Here is a 22,854-nt window from a genome sequence, read left to right as displayed (position 1 = left end):
TGACTTGAGCAGGTCAATTGCATTATGCGGAGCCGACGTTCAATTTAACGAACAACCCCGCGGCCCCTCCGGGCGCGTCCGGCCGTCCGCCTGGCGGACGCCATGACTCCGTGCGCCCCCCGTGCACCGGCACTGTTGGTCAGGTCACGCTTACTGTTCGTTCCCCCCGGGCACGCTGCCGATTAGAGTTGTCCGGCGGAACGCCCTGAAATCGGCGGAAAGCCAGGCCGACAGCCCGTCCGACCCCCTTCACGTCCGCACCCTCCCCCGGTAGTGAGAGGCACGGGGGGAGACCCCACTTCCGAGGACACGATGGCCATGCCCCGTCCGACCGTCGCACAGCTCGCCTACGGTTCGTGCACCGTGATCTTCTCGACCCTCGCCATGCTGCTGCTCTCGGGGGCGAGTTCGGGTGTCGGCATCACGCTCGTCGCCGTCGCGGCCCTCGTCCTCGGGCTGCTGGTCGCCCTGACCGTGCCGCTGCCCGGGCCGCGCGCGACCGTGGTGGCGCGGTCCGCGCCCCGGGAGCGGACCGCCCCGGCCCCGGCGGCTCCCGCGGAGCCGGTGCGGGAGCGCGCGGCCTGACCCCGCGCGGGCCGGCCGCGGCTCAACCGGTGCTGACCACCACCGTCCTGGCCGCCTTGTCGTGCAGGCCCTGCTTGTAGGGCCGGTCGAAGAAGCTCCACCCGCCCGCGAGCACGGTCCAGATGCAGGCGCAGCAGAACGCGAACGGGAGCCACAGCACCGCCGCGCGCGCCAGCGAGGTCTGCGTGGTGGGCGTGGCCCCGTCGCTCAGGTTGGCCACCCGCATGTTCAGCCACCTCTTGCCGAGCGTCTGGCCCGTGCGCGCGGTCAGGAAGGTGTCGTACGCGATGTAGAGCACGGCGGCGATCAGCGACTGGGCGAAGGAGTCGCCCACCTCGATCCGCTCCCCGTCGAGGCCGTACTCGGTGACGCCGAACGGCAGGGTGAGCAGCACGACGACGATGCCCACGAGGACCATGTCGATGACGCGGGCGAGCGTGCGCCTGCCGCTGTCGGCGAGCGGGGGCATGCCGGCGAGCGGATCGGTGGGCGGGGGGCCGTAGGGGGAGCCGCCGTACGGACCGCCGCCGTGGGGACCGCCGCCCCCGCCGTACGGACCGCCGCCGTACGGGTCACCGCCCTGGGGACCGCCGCCGGGGGGCGGGGTGCCGTAGGGCGAGCCCGCGCCCTCGCCGGGCGGGGGCTGCTTCTTGAACGGGTCGTCCTCGGGCGGCCGGCCGGAGCCGGGGGGCGGTTCGGAGCTCATGGCCCGAGTGGACCGCGAACCCCCCTGCCCCGCACCCGGCGGGCGGCCGTCCGGGGGACCGGACCGGCCGGGCCGTGCGCCGTCCTCCGTACGCCGTCAGCCCGCCACGAAGGTGTGCGCGGCCTTGTCGTGCCAGCACTGGCGCCACGGCTTGTCGAACAGGCCCCACAGGACGCCGACGATCCCGACGACGAGCAGTCCGGGGATGCTGTAGACCAGCCAGCGCTTCAGGGCCGCGCCGAACTCCGGGGCCTCGTGGCCCTCGATGTCCCGGACCTCCAGACCCAGCAGCTTCTTGCCCAGGGTGCGGCCCCACTTGGCGGTGGGCAGCACCTCGTAGACCACGCCGAAGAGCAGCAGGACGGCGAGGACGATGCCGAGGTGCACCGACGTGGTGCCGTCGAGCAGCCAGACGGTGACCGTCTCGCCGGAGAGCTTGGCCGCGTCGATCTTCGCGTTGATGTGGTCGACGGCCTGCATGCCGAGCGGGACGGCGGCCGCGGAGGTGACGCCCGCGAGGACGAGGGTGTCCACCAGCCGGGCGGCCAGCCGCTTGCCGAGCCCCGCGGGCCGGGCCGACGCCTGGCGCCGGGCGGCCGCCTGGAACACGTCCTCGACCGGCGGCTTCCAGGGCGCCACGGGCTGGTCGTCGCCGCCGGGCTCCGCGAGCCGGTGCACCTGCTGCGCCCAGGACGCCTGCCCGCCGCCGGGCCCGCTGGTCAGGGGCGTGGAGGGGGCGGCCTGGGGACCGGCCGACTGCGGCGGCACGGCCGGGGAGGCCTGCGGCGCGGCGGCCGACGGGGCCTGCTGGGGGCCGGACGGCGCCGCCGGGGCGGCCGGGGTCACCGGGGCGGCCGGAGCGGCGGCGGCCCGGGCCGCGGCGGCCTTTCCGGCGCCGAAGCCGGGGCCCTGCGGGGCACCCGGGGACGCGGGGGTCCCGGCCTGTCCCGCGGCACCGAAACCGGCCGGTGCGGGGCCCGCGGCGGGGGACGGCGCCGCGGCCCGGCCGGGCACTCCGTGGCCGGAGGGGGCGGCCGGGCCGGCGCCCGGGGGGACGGCGCGGAAGGTCATGGTGCCCTCGTCGGCGGGCGGAGTGCCCGCGCCGGACGGGCCGGCCGGTGCGGCGGCGCCGCCCGTGCCCCGGGCCTTCGCCGCCGGTCTGCGGAAGACGAACGTGCCGCCCTCCCGCTCCGGCTCGGCCGCCCCCTGCGCCGGGGCGGCCGGGAAGTCGGCGGAGGCCGCCGCGCCGTCCGGGCGGGCCGGCCCGGCCTCGGGCCGCCGGGCGGCGGGCCGCGGCACCCGCGGGTCGGCACCCGACGCGCTCTGCGCGCCCTGGGGGGCCGGGGTGGTCTGCGCGCCGTGCGGGGTCTGCGCGTGGTGTGCGCTCCGGGTGCCGGGGGTGTCCTGGGCGCCGTGGGCGTGCTGAGCGGCCGGCGTGCCTTGGGCGCCCTGGACTCCGGGGGTGCCCTGAGCACCGGGCGTGCCCTGAGCACCGGGGGTGCCGGGGGCGCCTTGGGCACCCGGTGCGCCCTGACCGCCCGGCGTGTCCGATGCGCCCTGGGCGCCCGGCGCGCCGGGTGTTCCCTGGGCGCCGTGGGCGCTCTGGGCGCCCTGGGGAGCGCCCCAGGAGACGCGGCGGTCCTGGTCGCCGCCGAAACCGGACTGGCGGGAGCGCTCCGCGCCCCAGGCGGAGGCGGGTTCGGGCCGGCTGCCGTGCTGCGCCCCGGGCGCCTGCGCCGGCTCCCCGACCGGGTCCTCGTCGAAGAAGTGCGGGCCGGTCTCCTCGACCGGGGCGGCGGTCTGCGCCGGGCGCACGCCGGGCGGCGGTGCGAGCTGCTCGCCGTCCGTGGGCGCCGGCCGGCTGGTGCCCGGCACCCAGGCGGCACCGTTCCAGTACCGGACGTATCCAGGGATGGACGGGTCCGGGTAATACCCTTCGCGGGGCCTGTCGTCGCCGGGGGCCGGGGTTGGGGCGCTCATGTCCGTCGTCCCGTATCTGCTCGAGGGGTGTGATGGGGGCCTCCACATCTATCAGACGAGCGCAACCCCCACCGCCCGTCCGGCCGGACCCACCCCTTTCGGGCACCGATGTGGTAACCCGCGCGCCCCGCGCCGGAGAAAAGTGCCGCGGACCCGCGTAACGCTCCCGGCCCGGCCCGCTCTCCCCCGGCGGGCCGGCACCCGACCGCCGGTCGTCGCGAGAGAGGAGCAGCGCCATGCACAGCGTGGTGGAGCGGGAACTGGAACTGAGGCTCGTCCTGTCGCCGGAGCACGGCATCGCGGTACCGGCCCGGCTCGGCTACCGCGCCGACGACCCGTACGCCGTCCACATCGCCTTCCACGTCGACTCGGGGCGGCCCGTGCACTGGACGTTCGCCCGGGACCTGCTCGTGGAGGGCGTGTTCCGGCCGTGCGGGCACGGGGACGTGCGGGTGTGGCCGGCGAAGGCCGACGGCAGGGGCGTCGTCCTGATGGCGCTGGCCTCGCCGGACGGGGAGGCCCTGCTGGAGGCGCCGGCGGCCCCGGTGTCGGCGTGGCTGGAGCGCACGCTGCGGGTGGTCCCGCCGGGGACCGAGGGCGAGCGGCTCGGCCTCGACGGCGAACTGGCCCGGCTGCTCGCCCGGTGAGCCCCGCCGCGGGGAGGGAGTCAGAACAGCTTGCCCGGGTTCAGGATGCCCAGCGGGTCGAAGGCCCGCTTGACCGCCCGCTGCATCTCCACGCCCACCGGGCCGATCTCGCGCGCCAGCCACTCCTTCTTCAGGACGCCGACGCCGTGTTCGCCGGTGATGGTGCCGCCGAGTTCCAGGCCGAGCGCCATGATCGCGTCGAAGGACTCGCGGGCCCGGCGGGACTCGTCCGGGTCCCGGGCGTCGAAGCAGACCGTCGGGTGCGTGTTGCCGTCGCCCGCGTGGGCCACGACCCCGATGGTGAGCCGGTGCTTCCCGGCGATCCGCTCGACCCCGTCGAGCATCTCGCCGAGCCGGGAGCGGGGCACGCACACGTCGTCGATCATCGTCGTGCCCTTGACGGCCTCCAGCGCGGTGAGGGACAGCCGCCGCGCCTGCAGGAGCAGGTCGGACTCGGCCGCGTCGTCGGCGGGGACGACCCGGGTGGCTCCGGCGGCCTCGCACAGCGCGCCGACCGCGGCGAGGTCGGCGGCCGGGTCGGCGGTGTCGAAGGCCGCCAGCAGCAGGGCCTCGGTGCTCTCCGGGAGGCCCATGTGCGCCAGGTCGTTGACGGCCTTGACCGTCGTGCGGTCCATGAGTTCGAGGAGCGAGGGGACGTGGCCGCCCGCCATGATCCGGCAGACCGCGTCGCAGGCGGCGGCGCCGGAGGCGAACTCGGCGGCCAGCACCAGCTGCCCGGGCGGCTTGGGCCGCAGCGCGAGGACGGCCCGGACGACGACGCCGAGGGAGCCCTCGGAGCCGACGAACAGGCGGGTCAGGTCGTAGCCGGCGACGCCCTTGGCGGTGCGGCGGCCGGTGGACATCAGGCGGCCGTCGGCCAGCACCACGTCCAGCCCGAGGACGTACTCGGCCGTCACGCCGTACTTCACGCAGCACAGGCCGCCCGAGGCGGTGCCGATGTTGCCGCCGATGGTGCACGTCTCCCAGCTGGACGGGTCCGGCGGGTAGTACAGGCCGTGCGCGCCGACCGCGCGGGCGAGGACGGCGTTGACGACGCCGGGTTCGACGACGGCGATGCGGTCGACCGGGCTGACCTCCAGGATGCGGTCCATCCTCGTCAGGGAGAGCACGATGCAGCCGTCGGAGGCGTTGGCGGCGCCGGACAGGCCGGTGCGGGCGCCCTGCGGGACGACCGGGACGCGCAGCGCGGTGGCGGTGCGCATCACGTGCTGGACCTGTTCGACGGTGCGGGGCAGCACGACCACGGCCGGGGTGCCGGCCGGGCAGAAGCTCGCCATGTCGTGGGCGTAGGAGGCCGTGACGTCGGGGTCGGTGAGGACGGCCTCGGCGGGCAGGCCGCCGAGCAGTCGGTCGACGAGGGTGCCCGTCACGTCGTCGCGAGGCGCTTCGATACGGCTCATGATCACAGCGTCGCACCGGGGGCCATCGGTGTGAACCCCGTGTACGGCAGCCGCCGGATGCCCGGTGTGCTCGTCGTACTGACGCACAGTGAGCGCCATGGAGGCCACGGAGAAGGAACAGGAGCCGCGGAAACTGCCGGTCCGGCGGTGGGTGCTGATCGCCGTCGTCGCCGGGTGTGCCGTGCTCGGCGGGGTGGCGGCGCTGCTGCCGTGGGAACGGACGCCGCCGCCGCCGCGGCCGGCGTCGCCGGCCCCGGGCGCGCAGGCGCTGGCGGCGGTCACCACCGGGGTGCCGGCCGCCCTGCCCGACCTGGCGGCGCTGATCGACGAGCGCGAGCGGCACCTGCGGGCGCACCCGCGGGACGCGCGGTCCTGGGCGGTGCTGGGCACCGCGTACGTGGAGCAGGGGCGGCGGCTGGCGGACGCGCGGTACTACCCGCGGGCCGAGCGGGCCCTGCGCAGGTCCCTGAAGGTGGTGCGGGCCGGGCGCGGCGGGGACCGGGCCGCGGCCCTGGCGGGTCTGGCCGCGCTGGCCAACGCGCGCCGGGACTTCCCCGCGGCGAAGAAGTGGGGCGAGGCCGCGCTGGAGGTCCGGCCGAAGCGGTGGACGACGTATCCGCACCTCCTGGACGCCTACACCGGGCTCGGCGACCACGAGGCGGCCGGCCGGACGCTGGACGCGCTGCTGGAGCTGCGGCCCCGGCGGCCGGCCGTCATGGCGCGGGCGGCGGGCGTCTACCGGGACCGGGGCTGGCGCGAGGACGCGGCCGCCAAGCTGTCCGACGCGGTGGCCCGGGCCCGGACGCCGGCCGAGCGGGCGGCGTACCTGGAGCAGGCCGGGCAGCTCGCCTGGGAGCGCGGTGACCGGGGGAGCGCGCTGCGGCACTTCCAGGAGGCGGTGCGGCTGGACCCCGACCAGCGGGCCGCGCACGCCGGGCGGGGCCGGGCGCTGGCGGCGCTGGGCCGCACGACGGAGGCGCTGAACGCGTACCGGGTGGCACTGGCCAGGCAGCCCCGCGCGGAGTACGCCCTGGAGCTGGGCGAGCTGTACGAGTTCCTGGGGCTGCCGGAGGCGGCCCGGGTGCAGTACGACCTGCTGCGGGAGCGGGTGCGGGAGGCCGCCGCGGGCGGGGTCGGCGAGGAGCTGCTGCTCGGGCGGTTCGAGGCGGACCACGGGGACCCGGAGGACGCGGTGCGGCGGCTGCGGGCCGAGTGGCGGCGCCAGCCCGGGATCGAGGTGGCCGACGCCCTGGGATGGGCGCTGTACCGGACCGGGGAGTACGAGGAGGCGCTGCGGTTCGCGCTGCGCACGACGGACCCGGAGCGCGGCGGCGGGGTGCGCAGTGCGCTGTACGCGTACCACCTGGGCATGATCGAGCAGGCGCTGGAGCGGTACGGGCCGGCGCGGCGGCGCCTTCAGGAGGCGCTGCGGATCAACCCGTACTTCTCGCCGCCGCGGGTGCGGGAGGCGCGGGCGGTGCTGGCGGAGCTGGGCGAGCCGTCGGTGGCGGAGCTGCCGGTGATGGAGACGCAGCAGTCCTGGTGAGGTGCCGCCCGCGCGGCGTCACGTCCGCGGCTTGCAGTAGACGGAGAACCGGCGCGCGCCCACGGGGCCGGAGGCCAGGCCCAGGCACAGGCGGGGCTCGGGGCGGTGCCGGACCGCCAGGCCCTCCGGCTCGCGGAAGTCCAGGGAGTGGCCGGCCTCGGTGCGCCGCCGCTGGACCAGGGCGCCGGTGCGGATGTCCAGGCAGGACAGGTAGGCGTTGCCGTGCCGCGCGGGCGGGTTGGCGGTCCCGTCGTAGGCGCTGCCGGCCAGTTGGTAGAGGTGGTCGCCGTACAGGGCGTACCCCTGGAAGGGGACCTCCGGGTCGGGGTGCGTACCGGTCTGCGGGAGGTCGGCGAGCGCGTGGGCGTAGTCGCGGGCGGTGAACGCGTCGAGGTCCCAGACGCGGTAGCGGGGTCTTCCGTCGCGGCGGTAGCGGACGGCGATGCGGCCGGTGGCCGGGCAGACCGACGGCTGGTTGTGCGTGGATCCCTCGATCGGGTGACGGATCTTGACGTCCCGGCGGGTGCGGACCGCGCCGTGGGAGAAGCGGAAGCGGGTGACGCCCCGGCCGTAGCCGTCCTTCGCGTCGGCCTCGGTCCAGATCCAGACGGTGCCGTCGGGGGCGTGCTGGACGCCCATGCTCACGCCGTGCCCGAAGCCGTGCAGGTACATGTGGCCGAGCCGCTCGCCCCGCTGGTCGAGCCGGTTCAGGCACAGGTCGCCCCGGTCCGCGCCGCCCGGCCGGAGCTGCAGGACGTACAGGTGCCGGTTCACCTCGTCGAAGGCGAACGACTGCAGCACCGTCGGTTCCCTGAGCGTGGCCTTGCGCCACAGCCACCGCACGGCCGGTGCCGCGAGGTCGATGTGCTCCTGCACTGGTGTCTCCCCGAGTCGTGCGGGTGCCCCGTGACACCCGCACGACCGGAGATGCCCGGGCGTCCCGCGCCGGTTGCGGGCCCCGGTGTCAGAGGTTGCCGCGACGGGCCTGCTCACGCTCGATGGCCTCGAACAGCGCCTTGAAGTTGCCCTTGCCGAAGCCCATGGAGCCGTGCCGCTCGATGAGCTCGAAGAAGACGGTCGGGCGGTCCTGGACCGGCTTGGTGAAGATCTGCAGCAGGTAGCCGTCCTCGTCGCGGTCGGCGAGGATCTTCAGCTCGCGCAGCGTGTCGACCGGGACGCGGGTCTCGCCGACCCACTCGCCGAGGGTGTCGTAGTACGAGTCGGGCGTGTCCAGGAACTGCACGCCGGCCGCGCGCATGGTGCGTACCGTCTGCACGATGTCGTTGGTGTTGAGCGCGATGTGCTGCACGCCCGCGCCGCCGTAGAACTCCAGGTACTCGTCGATCTGGGACTTCTTCCTGGCGACGGCGGGCTCGTTGATCGGGAACTTGACCTTGAGCGTCCCGTCGGCCACGACCTTCGACATCAGCGCGCTGTACTCGGTGGCGATGTCGTCGCCCACGAACTCCTTCATGTTCGTGAAGCCCATGACCTTGTTGTAGAAGCCGACCCACTCGTTCATCCGGCCGAGCTCGACGTTGCCGACGCAGTGGTCGATCGCCTGGAAGGTGCGCTGCGCGGGCGGCTCGACGATCGGGTCGGCGGCGACGTAGCCGGGCAGGTACGGGCCGTCGTAGCCGGAGCGGTCGACCAGGGTGTGGCGGGTCTCGCCGTACGTGGCGATCGCCGCGAGGACGACCGTGCCGTGCTCGTCCTTCAGCTCGTAGGGCTCGGCGACCGGGCGGGCGCCCTGCTCGACGGCGTAGGCGTACGCGGCGCGCGCGTCCGGCACCTCGATGGCCAGGTCGACGACGCCGTCGCCGTGCTCGGCGACGTGCCGGTCGAGGAAGTGGCCCCAGTCGGTGGACGGCTTGATCACCGAGGTGAGGACGAAGCGGGCGGACCCGTTCTCCAGCACGTAGCTCGCGGTCTCGCGGCTGCCGTTCTCCGGTCCGGAGTAGGCGACCAGCTTCATGCCGAAGGCGGTGGAGTAGTAGTGCGCCGCCTGCTTGGCGTTGCCCACGGCGAAGACGACCGCGTCCATTCCCTTGACCGGGAAGGGGTCGGCCTGCCGGGCGGTCGTGTCGGGAGTGAGGTGTGTGGTCTGCGTCATACCGGCAGCCTGGCCCGGCCCCGCAAGGTGCGCAATAGTTTGCGTTTCGGCTGGGCAATGTGCTCAGCCGTACGGCCGCGTGCACGGCCGGTCTGTACAGGGTGACCACTTGCGGAGGCAGCCATGGCGATCGATCATCTGGACGGCCGGATCATCCTGCTGCTGGCCCGGGAGCCGCGGATCGGGGTGCTGGAGATGTCCCGGCGGCTGGGGGTGGCCCGGGGCACCGTGCAGGCGCGGCTGGACCGGCTTCAGTCGAACGGAGTCATCCGCGGATTCGGTCCCGAGGTGGACCCGGCGGCGCTCGGCTACCCGGTCACGGCGTTCGCGACGCTCCAGATCCGGCAGGGCCAAGGGGCCGACGTACGCGCCCACTTGGCGACCGTGCCGGAGGTGCTGGAGCTGCACACCACCACCGGCACCGGGGACATGCTGTGCCGGCTGGTGGCCCGCTCGAACGCCGATCTCCAGCGGGTCATCGACCGGGTCGTCGGTTTTGATGGGATCGTCCGGGCCTCCACCGCGATCGTGATGGAGAACCCCGTTCCGCTGCGGATCATCCCGCTGGTGGAGCAGGCGGCGCTGGGCGAGTGAGCCCGAGGCGCCGGGGCGAGGGACCCGGCCGACCTGAGTCGTGGGGTGAGCGGCGTGACCTTCTGGGAGTACCTGGGCGACCGGCACCGGCAACTGCTCGCGGACGCCTGCCAGCACGCCGGCGTGGTCTTCCAGTGCATGGTCGTCGCGACCGTGCTGGGGGTGCTGACCGGCGTCGCCGCCCACCGCAGCGGCTGGGCGGGCGGCCTGGCCACGACGGCCGCCTCGACCGTCCTGGCCGTCCCGGCGCTGGCCCTGATCGGCCTGCTCGTCCCGCTGGTGGGGCTGGGCGTGACGCCGACGGTGATCGCGCTGACCCTGTACGGGCTGCTGCCGGTCGTGCGCAACGCGGTCGTCGGGCTGCGCGGCGTCGACCCGGCGCTGGTGGACGCGGCCCGGGGCATCGGCATGTCCGGCACGGCCCGGCTGCTGCGGGTGGAGCTCCCGCTGGCCTGGCCGCCGATCCTGGCCGGCATCCGGGTCTCCACGCAGATGCTGATGGGCATCGCGGCCGTCGCGGCGTACGCCTCCGGACCCGGCCTCGGCAACGTGATCTTCCGCGGCCTGGCCTCGCTGGGCAGCGCGAACGCGCTCCACCAGGTGCTCGCGGGCACGCTGGGGATCATCGTGCTGGCGCTGCTGTTCGACACCGTGTACGTCCTGATCGGGCGGCTGACCATCCCCAGGGGGATCCGTGCCTGAGACCCTGTCCGAGACGCCCGCGGGCGGGGCGGCCATCGAGCTGGAGCACCTGACCAAGTGGTACCCGGGCAGCCCGCGGCCGGCCGTCGACGACGTCTCCCTGGAGATCAGGGCGGGCGAGACGGTCGTCCTCGTCGGCCCCCCGGGGTGCGGGAAGTCCACGACCCTGAGGATGATCAACCGGCTGATCGAGCCGACCGGCGGGCGCGTCCGCATCGGCGGCGAGGACGTCACCGGCATCGACCCGGTGCGGCTGCGCCGCGGGATCGGCTACGCGATCCGGTCCGCCGGCCTCTTCCCGCACATGACGGTCGCCCAGAACATCGCCCTGGTACCGGAGATGCTCGGCTGGCCCGGGGCCCGGATCCGGGCCCGGACCGAGGAGCTGCTGGACCTGGTCGGGCTGGACCCCGGCGAGTTCCACGACCGCTATCCGCGGCAGCTGTCCGGCGGGCAGCAGCAGCGCGTCGGCGTGGCGCGGGCGCTGGCCGCCGACCCGCCGGTGCTGCTGATGGACGAGCCGTTCGGCGCGGTGGACCCGGTCACCCGCGACCGCCTCCAGGACGAGCTGATCCGGCTCCAGCGCGAGCTGCGCAAGACGATCGTCCTCGTCACCCGCGACTTCGACGAGGCGATCAAGGTCGGGGACCGTGTCGCGGTGCTGCGCGAGCGCTCGCGCATCGCCCAGTTCGACGTCCCGGAGGCGATCCTGACCAACCCGGCGGACGCTTTCGTCTCCGGGTTCGTCGGCGCCGGGGCGGCGCTGAAGCGGCTGAACCTGAGCCGGGTGCGGGACGTGGAGATCACCGACTACCCGACGGTGACCGTGGACGATCCGCCGCAGGGCGTCCTCGACCGGCTGCGGAGCAGCGGCACCGACGAGATCCTGCTGCTCGACCGGCGCGGCCGGCCCTACAAGTGGCTGCGGCGCGGCGACCTGACGCGGGCCCGGGGCTCGCTGGCGCGGGCGGGCACGCCGGTGCACGGCACGGTGACCCGGGACGCCACGCTGCGCGACGCGCTGGAGGCGGTGCTCACCGACAGCAGCGGCCGGGTGGCGGTGACCGGGCGGTACGGCCGGTACACCGGCGTCGTCGACGTGGAGACGCTGATGAACTCCGTCCACGGACTGCTGGAGGCCGACCGGCTCGACGCCCTGGAGCACCGGCACGAGCCGGCGGAGCCGCGGGCCGGCCGGACGCACGCCGAGCGGGAGGGCGTGGAAGTGGAGCGGAAGGCGTGACCGCCACGGTCCGGCCTCGGGAAAAGGAGGAGAGGGAGGAGCGGGCCGTCCCCGCGCCGCCGGTCCCGCGCGGGGTGACCCGGCAGAGGCTGACCGTGCTGCCGGTGGTGCTGGTGGCGCTGCTGCTGGCGACCTGGCTGTGGTTCGCGCGGGCCGACCTCGACCCGCTCACCCGCAACGCGCTCTCCGGCGGCCAGGTCACCGAGGCCCTGTGGCAGCACGTCGCGCTGACGGTGATCTCCACCTTCTTCGTGCTGGTCATCGCGGTCCCGCTGGGGATCGTGCTGACCCGCGGGGCGTTCCGCGGGGCCGCCCCGGCGGCGACGGCGCTGGCCACCACGGGCCGGGCCACCCCGGCGATCGGTCTGCTGGCCCTGCTGGCGGTCTGGCTGGGCATCGGCCGCCGGGCCGCCCTGATCGGCATCATCGCCTACGCCGTCCTGCCGGTGCTGTCGAGCACCGTCGCGGGCCTGCAGGCGAACGACCCGACGCTGCTGGAGGCGGCGCGCGGCATCGGCATGTCCCCGCTGGGCGTCCTGACCAGGGTGGAACTGCCCCTGGCCGTCCCGCTGATCCTGGCCGGCGTCCGCACGGCCCTCGTCCTCACCGTGGGCACGGCGACCCTGGCGGCCTTCGGCGGGGGCGGCGGCCTCGGCGTGCTGATCACCACCGGGATCACCGACCGGCGCATGCCGGTGCTGGTGCTCGGCTCGGTCCTCACGGTCGCCCTGGCCCTGCTGGTCGACTGGCTGGCCTCGCTGGCCGAACTGCTGCTGCGGCCGAGGGGGCTGGACGCGTGAGGCGGCGGGCGTGCCTAGTGGCGGCCGGGCTGCTGGCGGCCTCCGGCTGCGGGCTGACCAGCGGCTCCCCCCTGGCCGACGACGTGCGGCCCGGCTCCGTCGGACGGGGCGAGCCGCTGAAGGGGGCGCGCCTGACGGTGACCTCCAAGGCGTTCACCGAGCAGCTGATCCTCGGCGCGGTCATGGGCATCGCCTTCGAGGCGGCCGGCGCGGACGTCCTGGACCGGACCGGCATCCAGGGCTCCGTCGGCAGCCGCGAGGCGGTCCGCAGCGGCGACGCCGACGCCGGGTACGAGTACACGGGCACGGCCTGGATCACGTACCTGGGCCGCGACGAGCCCCTCGACGACCCGCACGCGCAGTGGGAGGCGGTCCGCAAGGCCGACGCGGGCAACGGGGTGACCTGGCTGGCGCCCTCGTCGCTGGACAACACCTACGCCCTCGCGACGAACCGCGCGAACGCCCGCAGGTACGGCACGCGGACCCTGTCGGACGTGGCCGGGCTGGCGAGGTCCGACCCGGGGGCGGTGACGCTGTGCGTGGAGGGCGAGTTCGCCGACCGCGCGGACGGCCTGCCGGGCCTGCGGAAGGAGTACGGCATGGACGTCCCGGCCCGTTCCGTCACGCAGATGGACACCGGGACCATCTACACCCGGGCCGCGCAGGGGAGTTGCACGTACGGCGAGGTGTTCACCACCGACGGGCGCGTCAAGTCGATGGACCTGGTGGTGATGGACGACGACCGGAGGTTCTTCCCGCACCGCAACGCCGCCCCGATGGTCAACACCGCGACGCTGAAGGAGTGGCCGGCGATCGCCGCGGTGCTGGGCCCGGTCACCGCGAAGCTCGACAACGACGTGGCGCGGACGCTGAACGCCGCGGTGGACGTGGACGGGGAGGACCCGCACCAGGTGGCGCTGGACTGGATGGTGGCGGAGGGGTTCGTGAGGGAGGGCTGAGGACGGGCGGGCGCCGGCGGGGCCGGTGCTAGCAGCTCGGCACGGACCCCTTGCCCGTCTCCAGTGCGGTGAGCGCGCTCACCGCGCCCTTGAGGGTAGTGACCGGGATCAGCCGCAGTCCCTCGGGCAGCTCCGCCCGCGCGTCGCCGCACTCCGCCGCCGGCACGAGGAACACGGTGGCGCCGTCCCGCCGGGCGGCCTGGGTCTTCAGGGCGACACCGCCGACCGCGCCCACCGTGCCGTCGGGGGTGATCGTGCCCGTCCCGGCGACCGTGCGGCCGCCCGTGAGGTCGCCGCCCGCGCCGTCGCCCGCCAGCTTGTCGACGATCCCCAGGGAGAACAGCAGCCCGGCGCTGGGCCCGCCGACGTCGGCGAGCCGCAGGGTCACCTTGACGTCCTTGCCGTCCAGGCCCAGGTAGCCCAGCGCGGCCTCGCTCGCCGCGTCCTGGGAGGCGCGCATCTGCTCCTCGTTGTAGCGCTCGATCTCCTTGAGGCTGTCGCCGCTCGGGTAGACCGCGTCGCGCGGCATGACCGCCTGGTCGGTGCGGAACCAGCCGTCGATCACGTCCGGGAGCGAGACGCGGGTGTCCGGGGAGGTCGCCTCGATCGTCGTCATCCGCAGCTGCCCGCTCGTCTCACGGGTCCGCGCACCGGAGACGGTGATCACCGGCGTCCCCTTGTTCTCCCCGAGCACGTCCGCCGTCAGCCCCGGCTGCGCCACCGAGAACGGCAGCGGCGCGAAGGCCGCGGTGGCCAGCAGGGCCACGACGGGGACGGCACAGACGGCGAGGGCCCGGGGGCGCGTGAGGCGAGAGAGCACGGGGTCAATCTAACGCGACGGCCGGAACCGGCCGGAGGCGGACGGGGCGGCACCCCTGGGGGCCGGGAGAGGACGGAGGGACACCCCTGGCGGCCTGAGACGGACGGGGGCGACGCCCCTGGGGGCGGGGACGGACGGAGCGACGTCCCCGGCGGCCGGGAATGGACGGGGGCGACACCCCGGCGGCCTGAGACGGACAGGGCGACGCCCCTGGAGCCGGGAACGGACGGGGCGAACCCTTGGCGGCCTGAGACGGACAGGGGCGACACCCTTGGCCGCCTGAGACGAACCGGGCGACGCCCCTGAGGACCGGGAACGAACGGGGCGACACCCCGGCGGCCCGGAGCGGACGGGGGCGACGCCCCGGGGAGCCGGTGGGCAGTCGGGCGGCGTCAGCGCAGGGCCTCGGCGACCTCCCGGGCCGCCTCGACGACCCGGGAGCCCACCCGCTCCGGTACCACGTCCGACAGCATCACGACCCCGACGCTGCCCTCGATGCCCGTGAGCCCGAGCAGCGGCGCCGCGGCCCCGCAGGCCCCGGCCTCCAGTTCGCCGTGCGTCAGCGTGTAGCCCGGGTCGCGCGTCGGCTGCCGCCGGGCCGAGAGGATCGCCTTGCCGGCCGCGCCGCGGTCCAGCGGGTGCCGGAACCCGGCCCGGTAGGCCACGTGGTAGTCCGTCCACGTCGGCTCCACCACGGCCACGGCCAGCGCCTCCGCCCCGTCCACGAGCGTGAGGTGCGCCGTCGCGCCGATGTCCTCCGCCAGCGACCGGAGCGCCGGCATCGCCGCCTCGCGCACCAGGGGATGCACCTGGCGCCCCAGTCCCAGCACGCCGAGTCCGACCCGGGCACGCCCGCCCAGGTCGCGGCGGACGAGCGCGTGCTGCTCCAGCGTGGCGAGCAACCGGTACACGACGGTCCGGTTCACGCCCAGTTTGTGGGAGAGTTCGGTGACGGTCAGGCCATGGTCCGTGTCGGCCAGCAGCTTGAGGACGCGCAGTCCCCTGTCGAGCGTCTGGGAGGTCTCCGCGGTCACGACGCCCACTCCTTAGTGGTGAGGTCGGCGGCCCCCGTACGGCGGGTGCGTCACGGAGTCCCGTCGGTGACGCGCATCAGAGGCCGCCGATCGGCTGGCGGCCCGGCGTTCTCGTCCGGGCTCAGTCGCTTCACGGCTGCGCTCCGCGGCGGCGCTGCCACGGGGCGTGTGCGTAGCGGGACAGTAGCGAGCCGGTCCGCTCAGCGGAAGGCTCCGTCCAGAATCCGGGCAGCGGCCGAGAGAAAGTGCTTCGCTTTGTCCGGATACGCGCCACGGCCGCGCGGGGGCGCGCGAAGGGCCCCGCGCGCCCCTGGAGCGCCTGCCTCACCGCATCCGCGTGGCCCACTCCTGCACCTTGGCGATCCGCTGCCGCAGCTGCCCGGCCGTGGCCTCCGCGGCCGGCGGCCCGCCGCACACGCGGCGCAGCTCGGTGTGGATGACGCCGTGCGGCTTGCCGCTCTGGTGGACGTACGCGCCGACCATCGTGTTGAGCTTGCGCCGCAGCTCCATCATCTCCTTGTGGGAGACCACCGGGCGCCGCTCGGCGGGCAGTTCGAGCAGGTCGGCCTCGGTGTCCGGCTTCTTCTTGCTGTGCGCGATCTGCCGGGCCTGCCGCTTCTGCAGCAGCAGCTGCACCTGCTCGGGCTCCAGCAGCCCGGGGATGCCGAGGTAGTCCTGCTCCTCCTCGCTGCCGGGGTGGGCCTGCATGCCGAACTCGGCGCCGTTGTACATGACCCGGTCGAAGACGGCGTCGGACTCCAGCGCCTCGAAGGGGAGCATGTCCTGCTCGCCGGTGTCCTCGTCCTGCTCCCGGTTCGCCTCCTCCATCTCCTTCTCGGACTCGGCGTACGGGTCCTCCTCGCCCTCCTTCTTGGGCTTGTCGAGGACGTGGTCGCGCTCGCGCTCCATCTCGTTGGCGAAGGAGAGCAGGTCGGGCACGGTCGGCAGGAAGACGGACGCGGTCTCGCCGCGCCGCCGGGACCGCACGAAACGGCCGACGGCCTGCGCGAAGAACAGCGGGGTCGAGATGGTGGTGGCGTACACGCCGACCGCGAGGCGGGGCACGTCGACGCCCTCGGACACCATGCGGACGGCGACCATCCACCGGTCGTCGTTCGCGCCGAAGTCGTCGATCCGCTGCGAGGCGCCGGCGTCGTCGGACAGCACGAGGGTCGCCTTGTGGCCGGTGATGTCCCGGATGAGCTTGGCGTACGCACGCGCCGACTCCTGGTCGGAGGCGATGACCAGCGCGCCCGCGTCCGGGATGGCCTTGCGGACCTCGGTGAGGCGCTGGTCGGCGGCGCGCAGCACGGCGGGCATCCAGTCGCCGCGCGGGTCCAGGGCGGTACGCCACGCCTGGCTGATGGCGTCCTTGGTCATCGGCTCGCCGAGCCGGGCCTCGATCTCGTCGCCGGCCTTGGTCCGCCAGCGCATGTTGCCGCTGTAGGAGAGGAAGATGACCGGGCGCACGACGCCGTCGGCGAGGGCGGAGCCGTATCCGTAGGTGTAGTCGGCGGACGACCGCCGGATGCCGTCGTCGCCCTCCTCGTACGTGACGAAGGGGATGGGGTTGGTGTCGGAGCGGAACGGCGTACCGGTGAGGGCCAGGCGCCGGGTGGCCGGCTCGAACGCCTCCAGGCAGGCCTCGCCCCAGGACTTGCTGTCGCCGGCGTGGTGGATCTCGTCGAGGATGACGAGGGTCTTGCGCTGCTCGACGCGGTTGCGGTGCAGCATGGGCCGCACGCCCACACCGGCGTAGGTGACGGCGACCCCGTGGTACTCCCTGCCGAGCGGCCCGGCGCTGTACTCGGGGTCCAGCTTGATCCCTATCCGCGCGGCCGCCTCCGCCCACTGCTTCTTCAGGTGCTCGGTGGGCGCGACCACGGTCACCTGCTGCACGACGTGGTGGTGCAGCAGCCAGGAGGCCAGCGTCAGCGCGAAGGTCGTCTTACCGGCGCCGGGGGTGGCGACCGCCAGGAAGTCGCGCGGCTGCTCCCGGATGTACTTCTCCATCGCCCCCTGCTGCCAGGCGCGCAGCTTGCTGGCGGTACCCCAGGGGGCGCGGCCGGGGAACGCCGGGGACAGGTGGTGCGAGGAGGAGCTGGTGCTGGAGCTGGCGGTGGTAGTCACGGTCTCCGCGGGGGGTCGAAGCGTCGGGGAGCCTGACGGCTCGGCCACGTCTGACAACCGGGCCACCCTACCGGCGGCCCGGCGGTGTCAACGCGCGGACGGCACGGGGTCCCCCGAGGGTGGGACCGACGTCACAACCGCCTCAGCCGCTCCGCGATCCCCGCCACCTCGCCCTCGGCCCCGGAGGCCACGCCGACGACCAGGTCGTACGCCGCGTCCTGGTCGACGCCGGCGAGGTCGACGCCGTTGACGGCGAGGAAGGTGGCGGTGGCCAGCCAGGCGGTGCGCTTGTTCCCGTCGACGAGGGGGTGGTTGGTGGCGAGGGCGTGCAGGAGGGCGGCGGCCTGCTCGTACAGGTCCGTGTACGCCGCGGTGCCGAACATCCGGGCGCGGGGGCGGTGCACGGCCGAGGCCAGCAGCTCCGGCGCCCGCGCCTCGGGCGGACGGCCCCCGAAGGCGACCTCGGCGATGGCGGTGACCTCCGCGACGGTGAGGTGGCGGGTCATTCGCCGAGCCTCCTCAGCAGGTCGGCGTGGTGCCGCGCGAGCCGTTCGGCGACGGCCCGCACCCGGGCGCCCTCCTCCTCCAGGCAACGGCGTACGGCGTCCCGCGCCACCTCCTGCGGCGCGCGGCCCTGCGCGTCCGCGAGGTCGTGCAGGGCGTCCCGCAGGGCGGGGTCGAGGTGGAGGACGAGTTCCGGCATGCGGCGAGGCTACGACCCGCCGTCCCGCGAGGGCGACCGCTTTACGCCCCGACGGCTCGCCGGCCCCGGCCTCCGCCGCCCCACGGGGCCTCGGCCCCGCCGGCCCCTCGGGCCTCGCTCCCCGCCGCCCGCTCGTCCCGGCCCCGCTCCCCGCCGCCCGCTCGTCCCGGCCCCGCTCCGGCCGCTCCCCCGTCCCGCCCCTCCGGCCGCTCCCCGCCCCGGTGCGAGCCGGCCCTCAGCGCTCCCGTACGCGTGTCGTCACCCACGCGCCCACCAGTGCCACCGCCGCCATCGGCAGGAACACCGCGGCGAAGGCGGCCGGGTGGGAGGCGGAGGAAGAGGCGGCGGCGGTGTGGGCGACCGTGCCGCCGCCGAGCGCGGCGAAGGCGGCGCCGCCGGCCGCCAGGAGCAGGACGTTGGACAGGCCGTCGGAGATCTGGAGGGCGGCGGAGTTGGCGCCGGCCTCCTCGGGGGCGGAGAGCTGGAACAGCAGCACGCTGGTGGAGGAGATCACCAGGCCCATGCCGAAGCAGCCGAAGCCCCAGGCCACGGCCACCGTCCAGGCCGGCACGGCGTCGATCAGCACGCTGGGTGCCGTACCGATGGCGGCCGCCACCAGCAGCATGCCGACGGTCATCAGCCGCTCCCGGTACGGCTCCAGCCGCGGCCGGGACTGCACCCACGAGCCCAGCGCCCAGGTCCCGCCGCCCGCGGCCAGCGAGAACCCGGCCAGCGTCGGGGACAGCCCGCGCTGGGTGACCAGCATCAGCGGCACGAAGGACTCCGCGGCGATGAAGGACCCGGCGGCGACCCCGCGCAGCAGCACCACCGAGGGCAGCCCGCGGGCCGCCCGGTACGTGCCGCGCGGGAGCAGCCCGAGCACGGCCGGGACGAGCAGGGCCGCGCCCGCCGCCCCGGGCAGCAGCGAGGCCCAGCGCAGGTCCTGGGCGGCGTACTGGAGCAGTCCGGCGCCCAGGGAGATGCCCAGCGCCAGCCGGATGCGGTGGCGGTCGAAGGAGGCGCCCGGATCCGTGCCGTCCGCCGGGCCGGACGCCCGGCTGCGGATGCGGGGCAGCGCGAGCGCCAGCGGGAACACCACGAGGACCGGGATGCCCACGAACACCCACCGCCAGCCCAGGTGCTCGGTCACCGCGCCGGAGGCCAGCGGGCCGACGACGGACGGGACGACCCAGCTCGCCGCGAACGCCGCCATGATCGCCGGCCGCAGCCGTTCCGGGTAGGCCCGCCCGACGACGACGTACAGCGCGACGATCACCAGCCCGCCGCCGAGCCCCTGCACGGCCCGCCCCAGGACGAACGGCCACATCGCCCCGGCCGTCCCGGACAGCAGCAGCCCGGCCGCGAAGGCGGCGATGCCCCAGGTCAGCGCGCCGAGCGGTCCGCGCCGGTCCGACCACTGCCCGGCGAGCACCATGCCGAACAGGCTGGTCGTGAAGTACGCCGAGAACGCGAACGCGTACAGCGGCACCCCGTCCAGCTCCCGCGCCGCGACCGGCATCGCCGTGCCCACCGCGGTCGCCTCGAAGGCGATCAGCAGGACCACGGAGACGACCCCGATGCTCAGGGCGCGGTACGGCCGGCTCAGCACACCGCCCTCGTCTCCGGCGTCCGGGGAGGGGGCGGTGTCGGCTGCGACCTCGGTGTCGCGCGGGTCCAGGGCGGTCATGCCCGCCAGCGTAAGGTCCACGGCCGCCGTTGACCCCTGTCGGGCGGCGGTCCCGGCCCCGGTCCTTGGTCCTACGACCGGTCACCGGCCGCCCCCGTTTCATGAACGGCGTGTGGCAGTCCCGTTGCAGCACCCCCGGCGACCTTGAGTCCCGGCCGCACCGCACCCTACGGTCGGGTCACCGAGTTCGGCACGGCCGTGTGCCCGAGTGGTTCAGGGGCTCGCCTGCAAAGCGAGTTACGTGGGTTCGAATCCCGCCACGGCCTCTTCCTCCCCCTCACCGGCCCCTCGTCGGCCCCTCCCGGCTCCCGCCCGAACAGGAGCACAACCCTCGACGCCCTCCGGGTGTCCAGGACATGACCGGTTGATCACCCTCCGGTCGCCGTGCCCCTGCCCCGCGAGGAGTCTTCCGTGCGCCAGCGCATCCGTCCCTCCGCAGCCGCCGTGGCCGCGGCCGCGATCGCCGCCGCCGTGCCCGCCGCCGTCGCCCCCGTGGCGCACGCCGAGGAGGGCGGGCCCGCCCTGGTGGTCTCGGCGCTGCCGCGCCCCGCCCTGGCGCCCGGTGACGTGTACGACCAGGCCGTCACCCTCACCAACAAGGGCACCGAGGCCGTGGACGGCGTCACCTTCCGGGTGCGGCTGACCCGCGGGCTGGACTTCCCCGAGCCCGTCGAGGGCTGCTCCTACACGACCGTGCAGGAGCAGGTCCGGCAGGCACTGTGCACGCTCGACACGGTCGTCGGGCCCGGCGCCTCCGTCACCGCGCCCGTCCGGTTCCGGGCGCTGCCGAAGGCGCTGATGGAGGCCGTCGAGTACGGCGTCGCGCCGGCCGGCGAGACCCCGGTCGAGGGCTACGACGACAGCAACCGCCGCCTGGCCTTCACCGCCGACAGCTCGGCCGACCTCGTCGCCCTCGGCGAGGACACCGAGGCCCTGCGCGGCGGCAGGCAGTCGTTCACGGTCGGGCTCCGCAACGACGGCCCCGGGTGGGTCCAGAACCAGGTGAGCGACGACCTGGCGGCCCTCCTGGTGCGGATCCCGCCGGGCACCGAGGCCGTCGGCGTGCCCGGGGACTGCGCGCCGTTCGGCGTCGACGGCCCGAGCGGGCCGCAGGGCACACCGGGCAAGCCGGTCTACGTCTGCTGGCGCGACGGCGGCGTCGTCGAGACCGGCGAGACGCTGTCGTACACCTTCATGCTGGAGATCGGCAAGACCGCGCAGGACCCCGAGGGCCGGGTCGAGGCGACGTCCGTGTACGGCATCGCCCCGGCGTACGACAAGAACCCGGCCAACAACACCGCGCGGATCCGCATCGACCTGGCCGACGACAACGAGCCCGGCCCGAGCCCGTCGGGGGACACCACCACCGGCGGCGGCGCGGGCGGCGGCGGCTCCGCGACGGGCGGCGGCCCGGGAACGGACGGGGGCTCCGGCACGGCCGGCGGCAACGACCCGGTGGGTCAGGCGGCCGGCGGCTCGGGCACCTCCGGTCCGGCCGGCTCCCCGGCCGGCTCCGCGGCCGGCGGCTCCACGGAGGTCTCCACCGGGGGCAACCTCGCGCACACGGGCTCCGACGGCACCCCGCTCCTCGCCGGTGCGGCGGCCGCCGCCGCGGCGCTCGGCGGTCTCCTCGTCGTCGCCGTGCGCCGCCGCGGGGCCGTCCGGTCCTCCTGACGTCCGCGGCGCGCGGCGTCCCGGGCCGAGGACCGGCCGGGGCGCCGCCGCGCGGCCCTCAGCGGCAGGACGCGACCGAGGGGTCCACGGCGGACAGCACCTGGAGCATCGTCATGGCCAGCTGGTCGTAGAGGTCGGCGGTCAGCGCGTGACCGGACCCCTCGTCGACGGTGTGCTCGCGGTGCAGCAACCACAGGGTCGCGGCGAGGGTGGAGACGTCCGTGTTCAGCGGGTGCAGCGTGCCCTCGGGCTCGTGGAAGCCGAGGACGGCGCCCGTGCGGCCGTCGACGACCAGGCCGGTGTCCCCGACCAGGTGGCCGAGGCGGACCAGCCGGCCGGCGCGGGCGGGCAGCCGCCCGGCGGGGAACTCCCCGGCCCGTGCCTCCCCGGCGTGCTCCGCCAGGGTGCGCGGCGGCACGTCGGGGTCGAGGCGGAAGAGGAAGCCCTCCTCCGGCAGGCCGGTCTCGCGCAGGAAGCGGCGGGTCGGCTCGTGCGTGAGCGTCACGGGGAGGTCGACGTCCTCGAAGCGCACCACGCGCCCCCGGCCGAACTCCTCGTCCAGCAGCCGGACCGGAAGGTCCAGGGCCAGCCCCGATCTCGTGCCCGGGCCCGCCGCGAGCGCGAGCGGGCGGATCAGGGCGGCCAGCCGCCGCAGCGGCGCCGCCGTCCCGCCCGTGCCCTCCTCGCACAGTGCCAGCAGCCGCCGGGACGCCCCGGCCACCGCCTCGGTCCCGAAGCGGTCCGCCCGGGACGCCAACTGGCCGCGCAGCCCCGCCAGTTCGTCCACCGCCGCGGCGAACCGCACCAGCGTCGGCAGTGCGGGCGCGAGCGGGCGGCAGTCCATGGGATCGGGGCGGTCGTGGAAGAAGTACGCCGTCGGGACCCCTCCCGTCACCCCGCCGAGCAGCACCGGCTCCGCCTCCGGGCCGGCCACTCCCCCGGCGACGGACCGGTCCCGCGGCCCGGCGGCGAGCCGGCCGCCCGGACCGCGCACCGGGGCCGCGGCCGGGCGCGGGCCCTGGCCGCACCGCTCCGCGAAGCCCGGCACCCCGCCGTCGCCGGGCAGTCCGGGCCCGGCCGGCCGGCGGCGCGCCGGTGCGTGCGGGACGTACGGATCCGGTGCGTCCCCGGTCGGTGTGATCGTCGCCGTACCGGCGTCGGTGCAGTTCATCGTTCCCCCGTGTTCTCCGTCCCCGTGCCCCACGCGCCCCGGCCGGTGGCCCCCGCGCCGGAGCGGGAGGGGCGCCCGCCCTCCGGGCCCGGCGGTCGTCCTCCACTGCCCCGCACATTACGCGCCGCCACTGACAACGCCCCCGGATTTTCGGGGCGCCCCGCCGGGGCCGGTCCGGAGGCCGCCCGGCGCACGTCCCCCACCCCTCAGGACGCTCGGACCACCCCGCGCGTTGCCTCCCGGCCGGGATCGCGTCCGCCGTCCCCGCGACGGCCGGCCCCGCCGGGGACGATCACGCGGCGGAAGGAGCGGAAGGGGCGGAAGGGGCCCCGCGGACGT

The 22,854-nt window shown here is 75.5% G+C and carries 21 protein-coding genes and 1 tRNA gene; 10 read left to right on the top strand and 12 right to left on the bottom strand.

The annotated features are described in order from the left end of the window. Positions 1-318 precede the first annotated feature (318 nt). Entirely contained in the window at positions 319-585 is a 267-nt protein-coding gene (locus ACIF8T_RS00190) for a hypothetical protein (protein ID WP_400029517.1), read from the top strand. Positions 586-607: 22 nt separating this feature from the next. On the opposite strand, the gene ACIF8T_RS00185 is transcribed toward ACIF8T_RS00190, so the two are convergent. Together ACIF8T_RS00185 and ACIF8T_RS00180 are read right to left on the bottom strand one after the other, a co-directional pair. Then, positions 608-1,291 (bottom strand): RDD family protein, encoded by a 684-nt coding sequence (locus tag ACIF8T_RS00185; RefSeq protein ID WP_400029515.1) that lies wholly within the window; start codon positions 1,289-1,291, stop codon positions 608-610. A 96-nt stretch (positions 1,292-1,387) separates the two neighbouring features. Then, the gene (locus tag ACIF8T_RS00180; protein WP_400029513.1) at positions 1,388-3,271 is read right to left on the bottom strand and encodes an RDD family protein; all 1,884 of its coding nucleotides are present in this window, start codon (positions 3,269-3,271) and stop codon (positions 1,388-1,390) included. A gap of 236 nt (positions 3,272-3,507) precedes the next feature. On the opposite strand from ACIF8T_RS00180, the gene ACIF8T_RS00175 reads away from it, so the two are divergent. Continuing rightward, positions 3,508-3,918 (top strand): SsgA family sporulation/cell division regulator, encoded by a 411-nt coding sequence (locus tag ACIF8T_RS00175; protein ID WP_400029511.1) that lies wholly within the window; start codon positions 3,508-3,510, stop codon positions 3,916-3,918. A gap of 20 nt (positions 3,919-3,938) precedes the next feature. On the opposite strand, the gene ACIF8T_RS00170 is transcribed toward ACIF8T_RS00175, so the two are convergent. Further along, the gene (locus ACIF8T_RS00170; RefSeq protein WP_400029509.1) at positions 3,939-5,345 is read right to left on the bottom strand and encodes an FAD-binding oxidoreductase; all 1,407 of its coding nucleotides are present in this window, start codon (positions 5,343-5,345) and stop codon (positions 3,939-3,941) included. Positions 5,346-5,436: 91 nt separating this feature from the next. On the opposite strand from ACIF8T_RS00170, the gene ACIF8T_RS00165 reads away from it, so the two are divergent. Further along, positions 5,437-6,885, top strand: coding sequence for a tetratricopeptide repeat protein (locus tag ACIF8T_RS00165; protein ID WP_400029507.1), 1,449 nt, complete (start codon positions 5,437-5,439; stop codon positions 6,883-6,885). A gap of 18 nt (positions 6,886-6,903) precedes the next feature. Here ACIF8T_RS00165 and ACIF8T_RS00160 read toward each other — a convergent pair whose 3' ends face one another. Both ACIF8T_RS00160 and hppD read right to left on the bottom strand, forming a co-directional pair. Further along, positions 6,904-7,761: a Teichoic acid biosynthesis protein C (Precursor) gene (locus ACIF8T_RS00160; protein WP_400029506.1), complete on the bottom strand. Its 858-nt coding sequence runs from the start codon at positions 7,759-7,761 to the stop codon at positions 6,904-6,906. Between the two features lie 88 nt (positions 7,762-7,849). Beyond that, the gene (gene hppD / locus ACIF8T_RS00155) at positions 7,850-8,998 is read right to left on the bottom strand and encodes a 4-hydroxyphenylpyruvate dioxygenase (RefSeq protein ID WP_400029504.1); all 1,149 of its coding nucleotides are present in this window, start codon (positions 8,996-8,998) and stop codon (positions 7,850-7,852) included. 123 nt (positions 8,999-9,121) lie between these two features. Here hppD and ACIF8T_RS00150 point away from each other — a divergent pair, with 123 nt between their 5' ends. From ACIF8T_RS00150 to ACIF8T_RS00130, 5 genes are read left to right on the top strand one after another with little or no spacing between them, the layout of a single operon-like run. Beyond that, positions 9,122-9,592 carry an Lrp/AsnC family transcriptional regulator gene (locus tag ACIF8T_RS00150; protein WP_351999922.1) on the top strand — a complete coding sequence of 157 codons (471 nt, stop codon included), beginning with the start codon at positions 9,122-9,124 and terminating at the stop codon, positions 9,590-9,592. A 54-nt stretch (positions 9,593-9,646) separates the two neighbouring features. Then, complete coding sequence (locus ACIF8T_RS00145; RefSeq protein ID WP_400029501.1) at positions 9,647-10,294, top strand: ABC transporter permease; 648 nt, start codon at positions 9,647-9,649, stop codon at positions 10,292-10,294. A gap of 4 nt (positions 10,295-10,298) precedes the next feature. Next, positions 10,299-11,537 carry an ABC transporter ATP-binding protein gene (locus tag ACIF8T_RS00140; RefSeq protein ID WP_400031418.1) on the top strand — a complete coding sequence of 413 codons (1,239 nt, stop codon included), beginning with the start codon at positions 10,299-10,301 and terminating at the stop codon, positions 11,535-11,537. Beyond that, positions 11,534-12,337: an ABC transporter permease gene (locus ACIF8T_RS00135; RefSeq protein WP_400029499.1), complete on the top strand. Its 804-nt coding sequence runs from the start codon at positions 11,534-11,536 to the stop codon at positions 12,335-12,337. The genes ACIF8T_RS00140 and ACIF8T_RS00135 overlap by 4 nt, the downstream gene beginning before the upstream one ends. Next, complete coding sequence (locus tag ACIF8T_RS00130; protein WP_400029497.1) at positions 12,334-13,296, top strand: glycine betaine ABC transporter substrate-binding protein; 963 nt, start codon at positions 12,334-12,336, stop codon at positions 13,294-13,296. Before ACIF8T_RS00135 ends, ACIF8T_RS00130 begins: the two co-directional genes overlap by 4 nt. A gap of 28 nt (positions 13,297-13,324) precedes the next feature. Here ACIF8T_RS00130 and ACIF8T_RS00125 read toward each other — a convergent pair whose 3' ends face one another. The 6 genes from ACIF8T_RS00125 to ACIF8T_RS00100 all read right to left on the bottom strand — a co-directional run bounded on the left by ACIF8T_RS00125 (position 13,325) and on the right by ACIF8T_RS00100 (position 19,670). Beyond that, on the bottom strand, positions 13,325-14,116 hold the full coding sequence (locus tag ACIF8T_RS00125) for a S16 family serine protease (protein WP_400029495.1): 792 nt from the start codon (positions 14,114-14,116) through the stop codon (positions 13,325-13,327). A 392-nt stretch (positions 14,117-14,508) separates the two neighbouring features. Then, positions 14,509-15,150, bottom strand: a complete 642-nt coding sequence (locus ACIF8T_RS00120) for an IclR family transcriptional regulator (protein WP_400029493.1) — start codon at positions 15,148-15,150, stop codon at positions 14,509-14,511. A 324-nt stretch (positions 15,151-15,474) separates the two neighbouring features. Beyond that, positions 15,475-17,280 carry a DEAD/DEAH box helicase gene (locus ACIF8T_RS00115; RefSeq protein WP_400029491.1) on the bottom strand — a complete coding sequence of 602 codons (1,806 nt, stop codon included), beginning with the start codon at positions 17,278-17,280 and terminating at the stop codon, positions 15,475-15,477. A 131-nt stretch (positions 17,281-17,411) separates the two neighbouring features. After that, entirely contained in the window at positions 17,412-17,786 is a 375-nt protein-coding gene (locus ACIF8T_RS00110) for a type II toxin-antitoxin system death-on-curing family toxin (RefSeq protein WP_400029489.1), read from the bottom strand. Next, positions 17,783-17,983 (bottom strand): hypothetical protein, encoded by a 201-nt coding sequence (locus ACIF8T_RS00105; protein ID WP_400029487.1) that lies wholly within the window; start codon positions 17,981-17,983, stop codon positions 17,783-17,785. The genes ACIF8T_RS00110 and ACIF8T_RS00105 overlap by 4 nt, the downstream gene beginning before the upstream one ends. Positions 17,984-18,218: 235 nt before the next feature. Then, on the bottom strand, positions 18,219-19,670 hold the full coding sequence (locus ACIF8T_RS00100) for an MFS transporter (RefSeq protein ID WP_400029485.1): 1,452 nt from the start codon (positions 19,668-19,670) through the stop codon (positions 18,219-18,221). Between the two features lie 194 nt (positions 19,671-19,864). On the opposite strand from ACIF8T_RS00100, the gene ACIF8T_RS00095 reads away from it, so the two are divergent. After that, positions 19,865-19,936, top strand: a tRNA-Cys gene (locus ACIF8T_RS00095). 145 nt (positions 19,937-20,081) lie between these two features. After that, entirely contained in the window at positions 20,082-21,344 is a 1,263-nt protein-coding gene (locus ACIF8T_RS00090; protein WP_400029483.1) for a hypothetical protein, read from the top strand. A 58-nt stretch (positions 21,345-21,402) separates the two neighbouring features. On the opposite strand, the gene ACIF8T_RS00085 is transcribed toward ACIF8T_RS00090, so the two are convergent. Next, positions 21,403-22,515 (bottom strand): SUKH-4 family immunity protein, encoded by a 1,113-nt coding sequence (locus ACIF8T_RS00085; RefSeq protein ID WP_400029481.1) that lies wholly within the window; start codon positions 22,513-22,515, stop codon positions 21,403-21,405. Positions 22,516-22,854 lie beyond the last annotated feature (339 nt).

Origin of the sequence: Streptomyces sp. NPDC085946 (genome assembly GCF_044540485.1) — a bacterium.
GTDB lineage: Bacteria > Actinomycetota > Actinomycetes > Streptomycetales > Streptomycetaceae > Streptomyces.
Note: the sequence above shows the minus strand (reverse complement) of the source record. Positions and strands in the feature narration are given on the sequence as shown.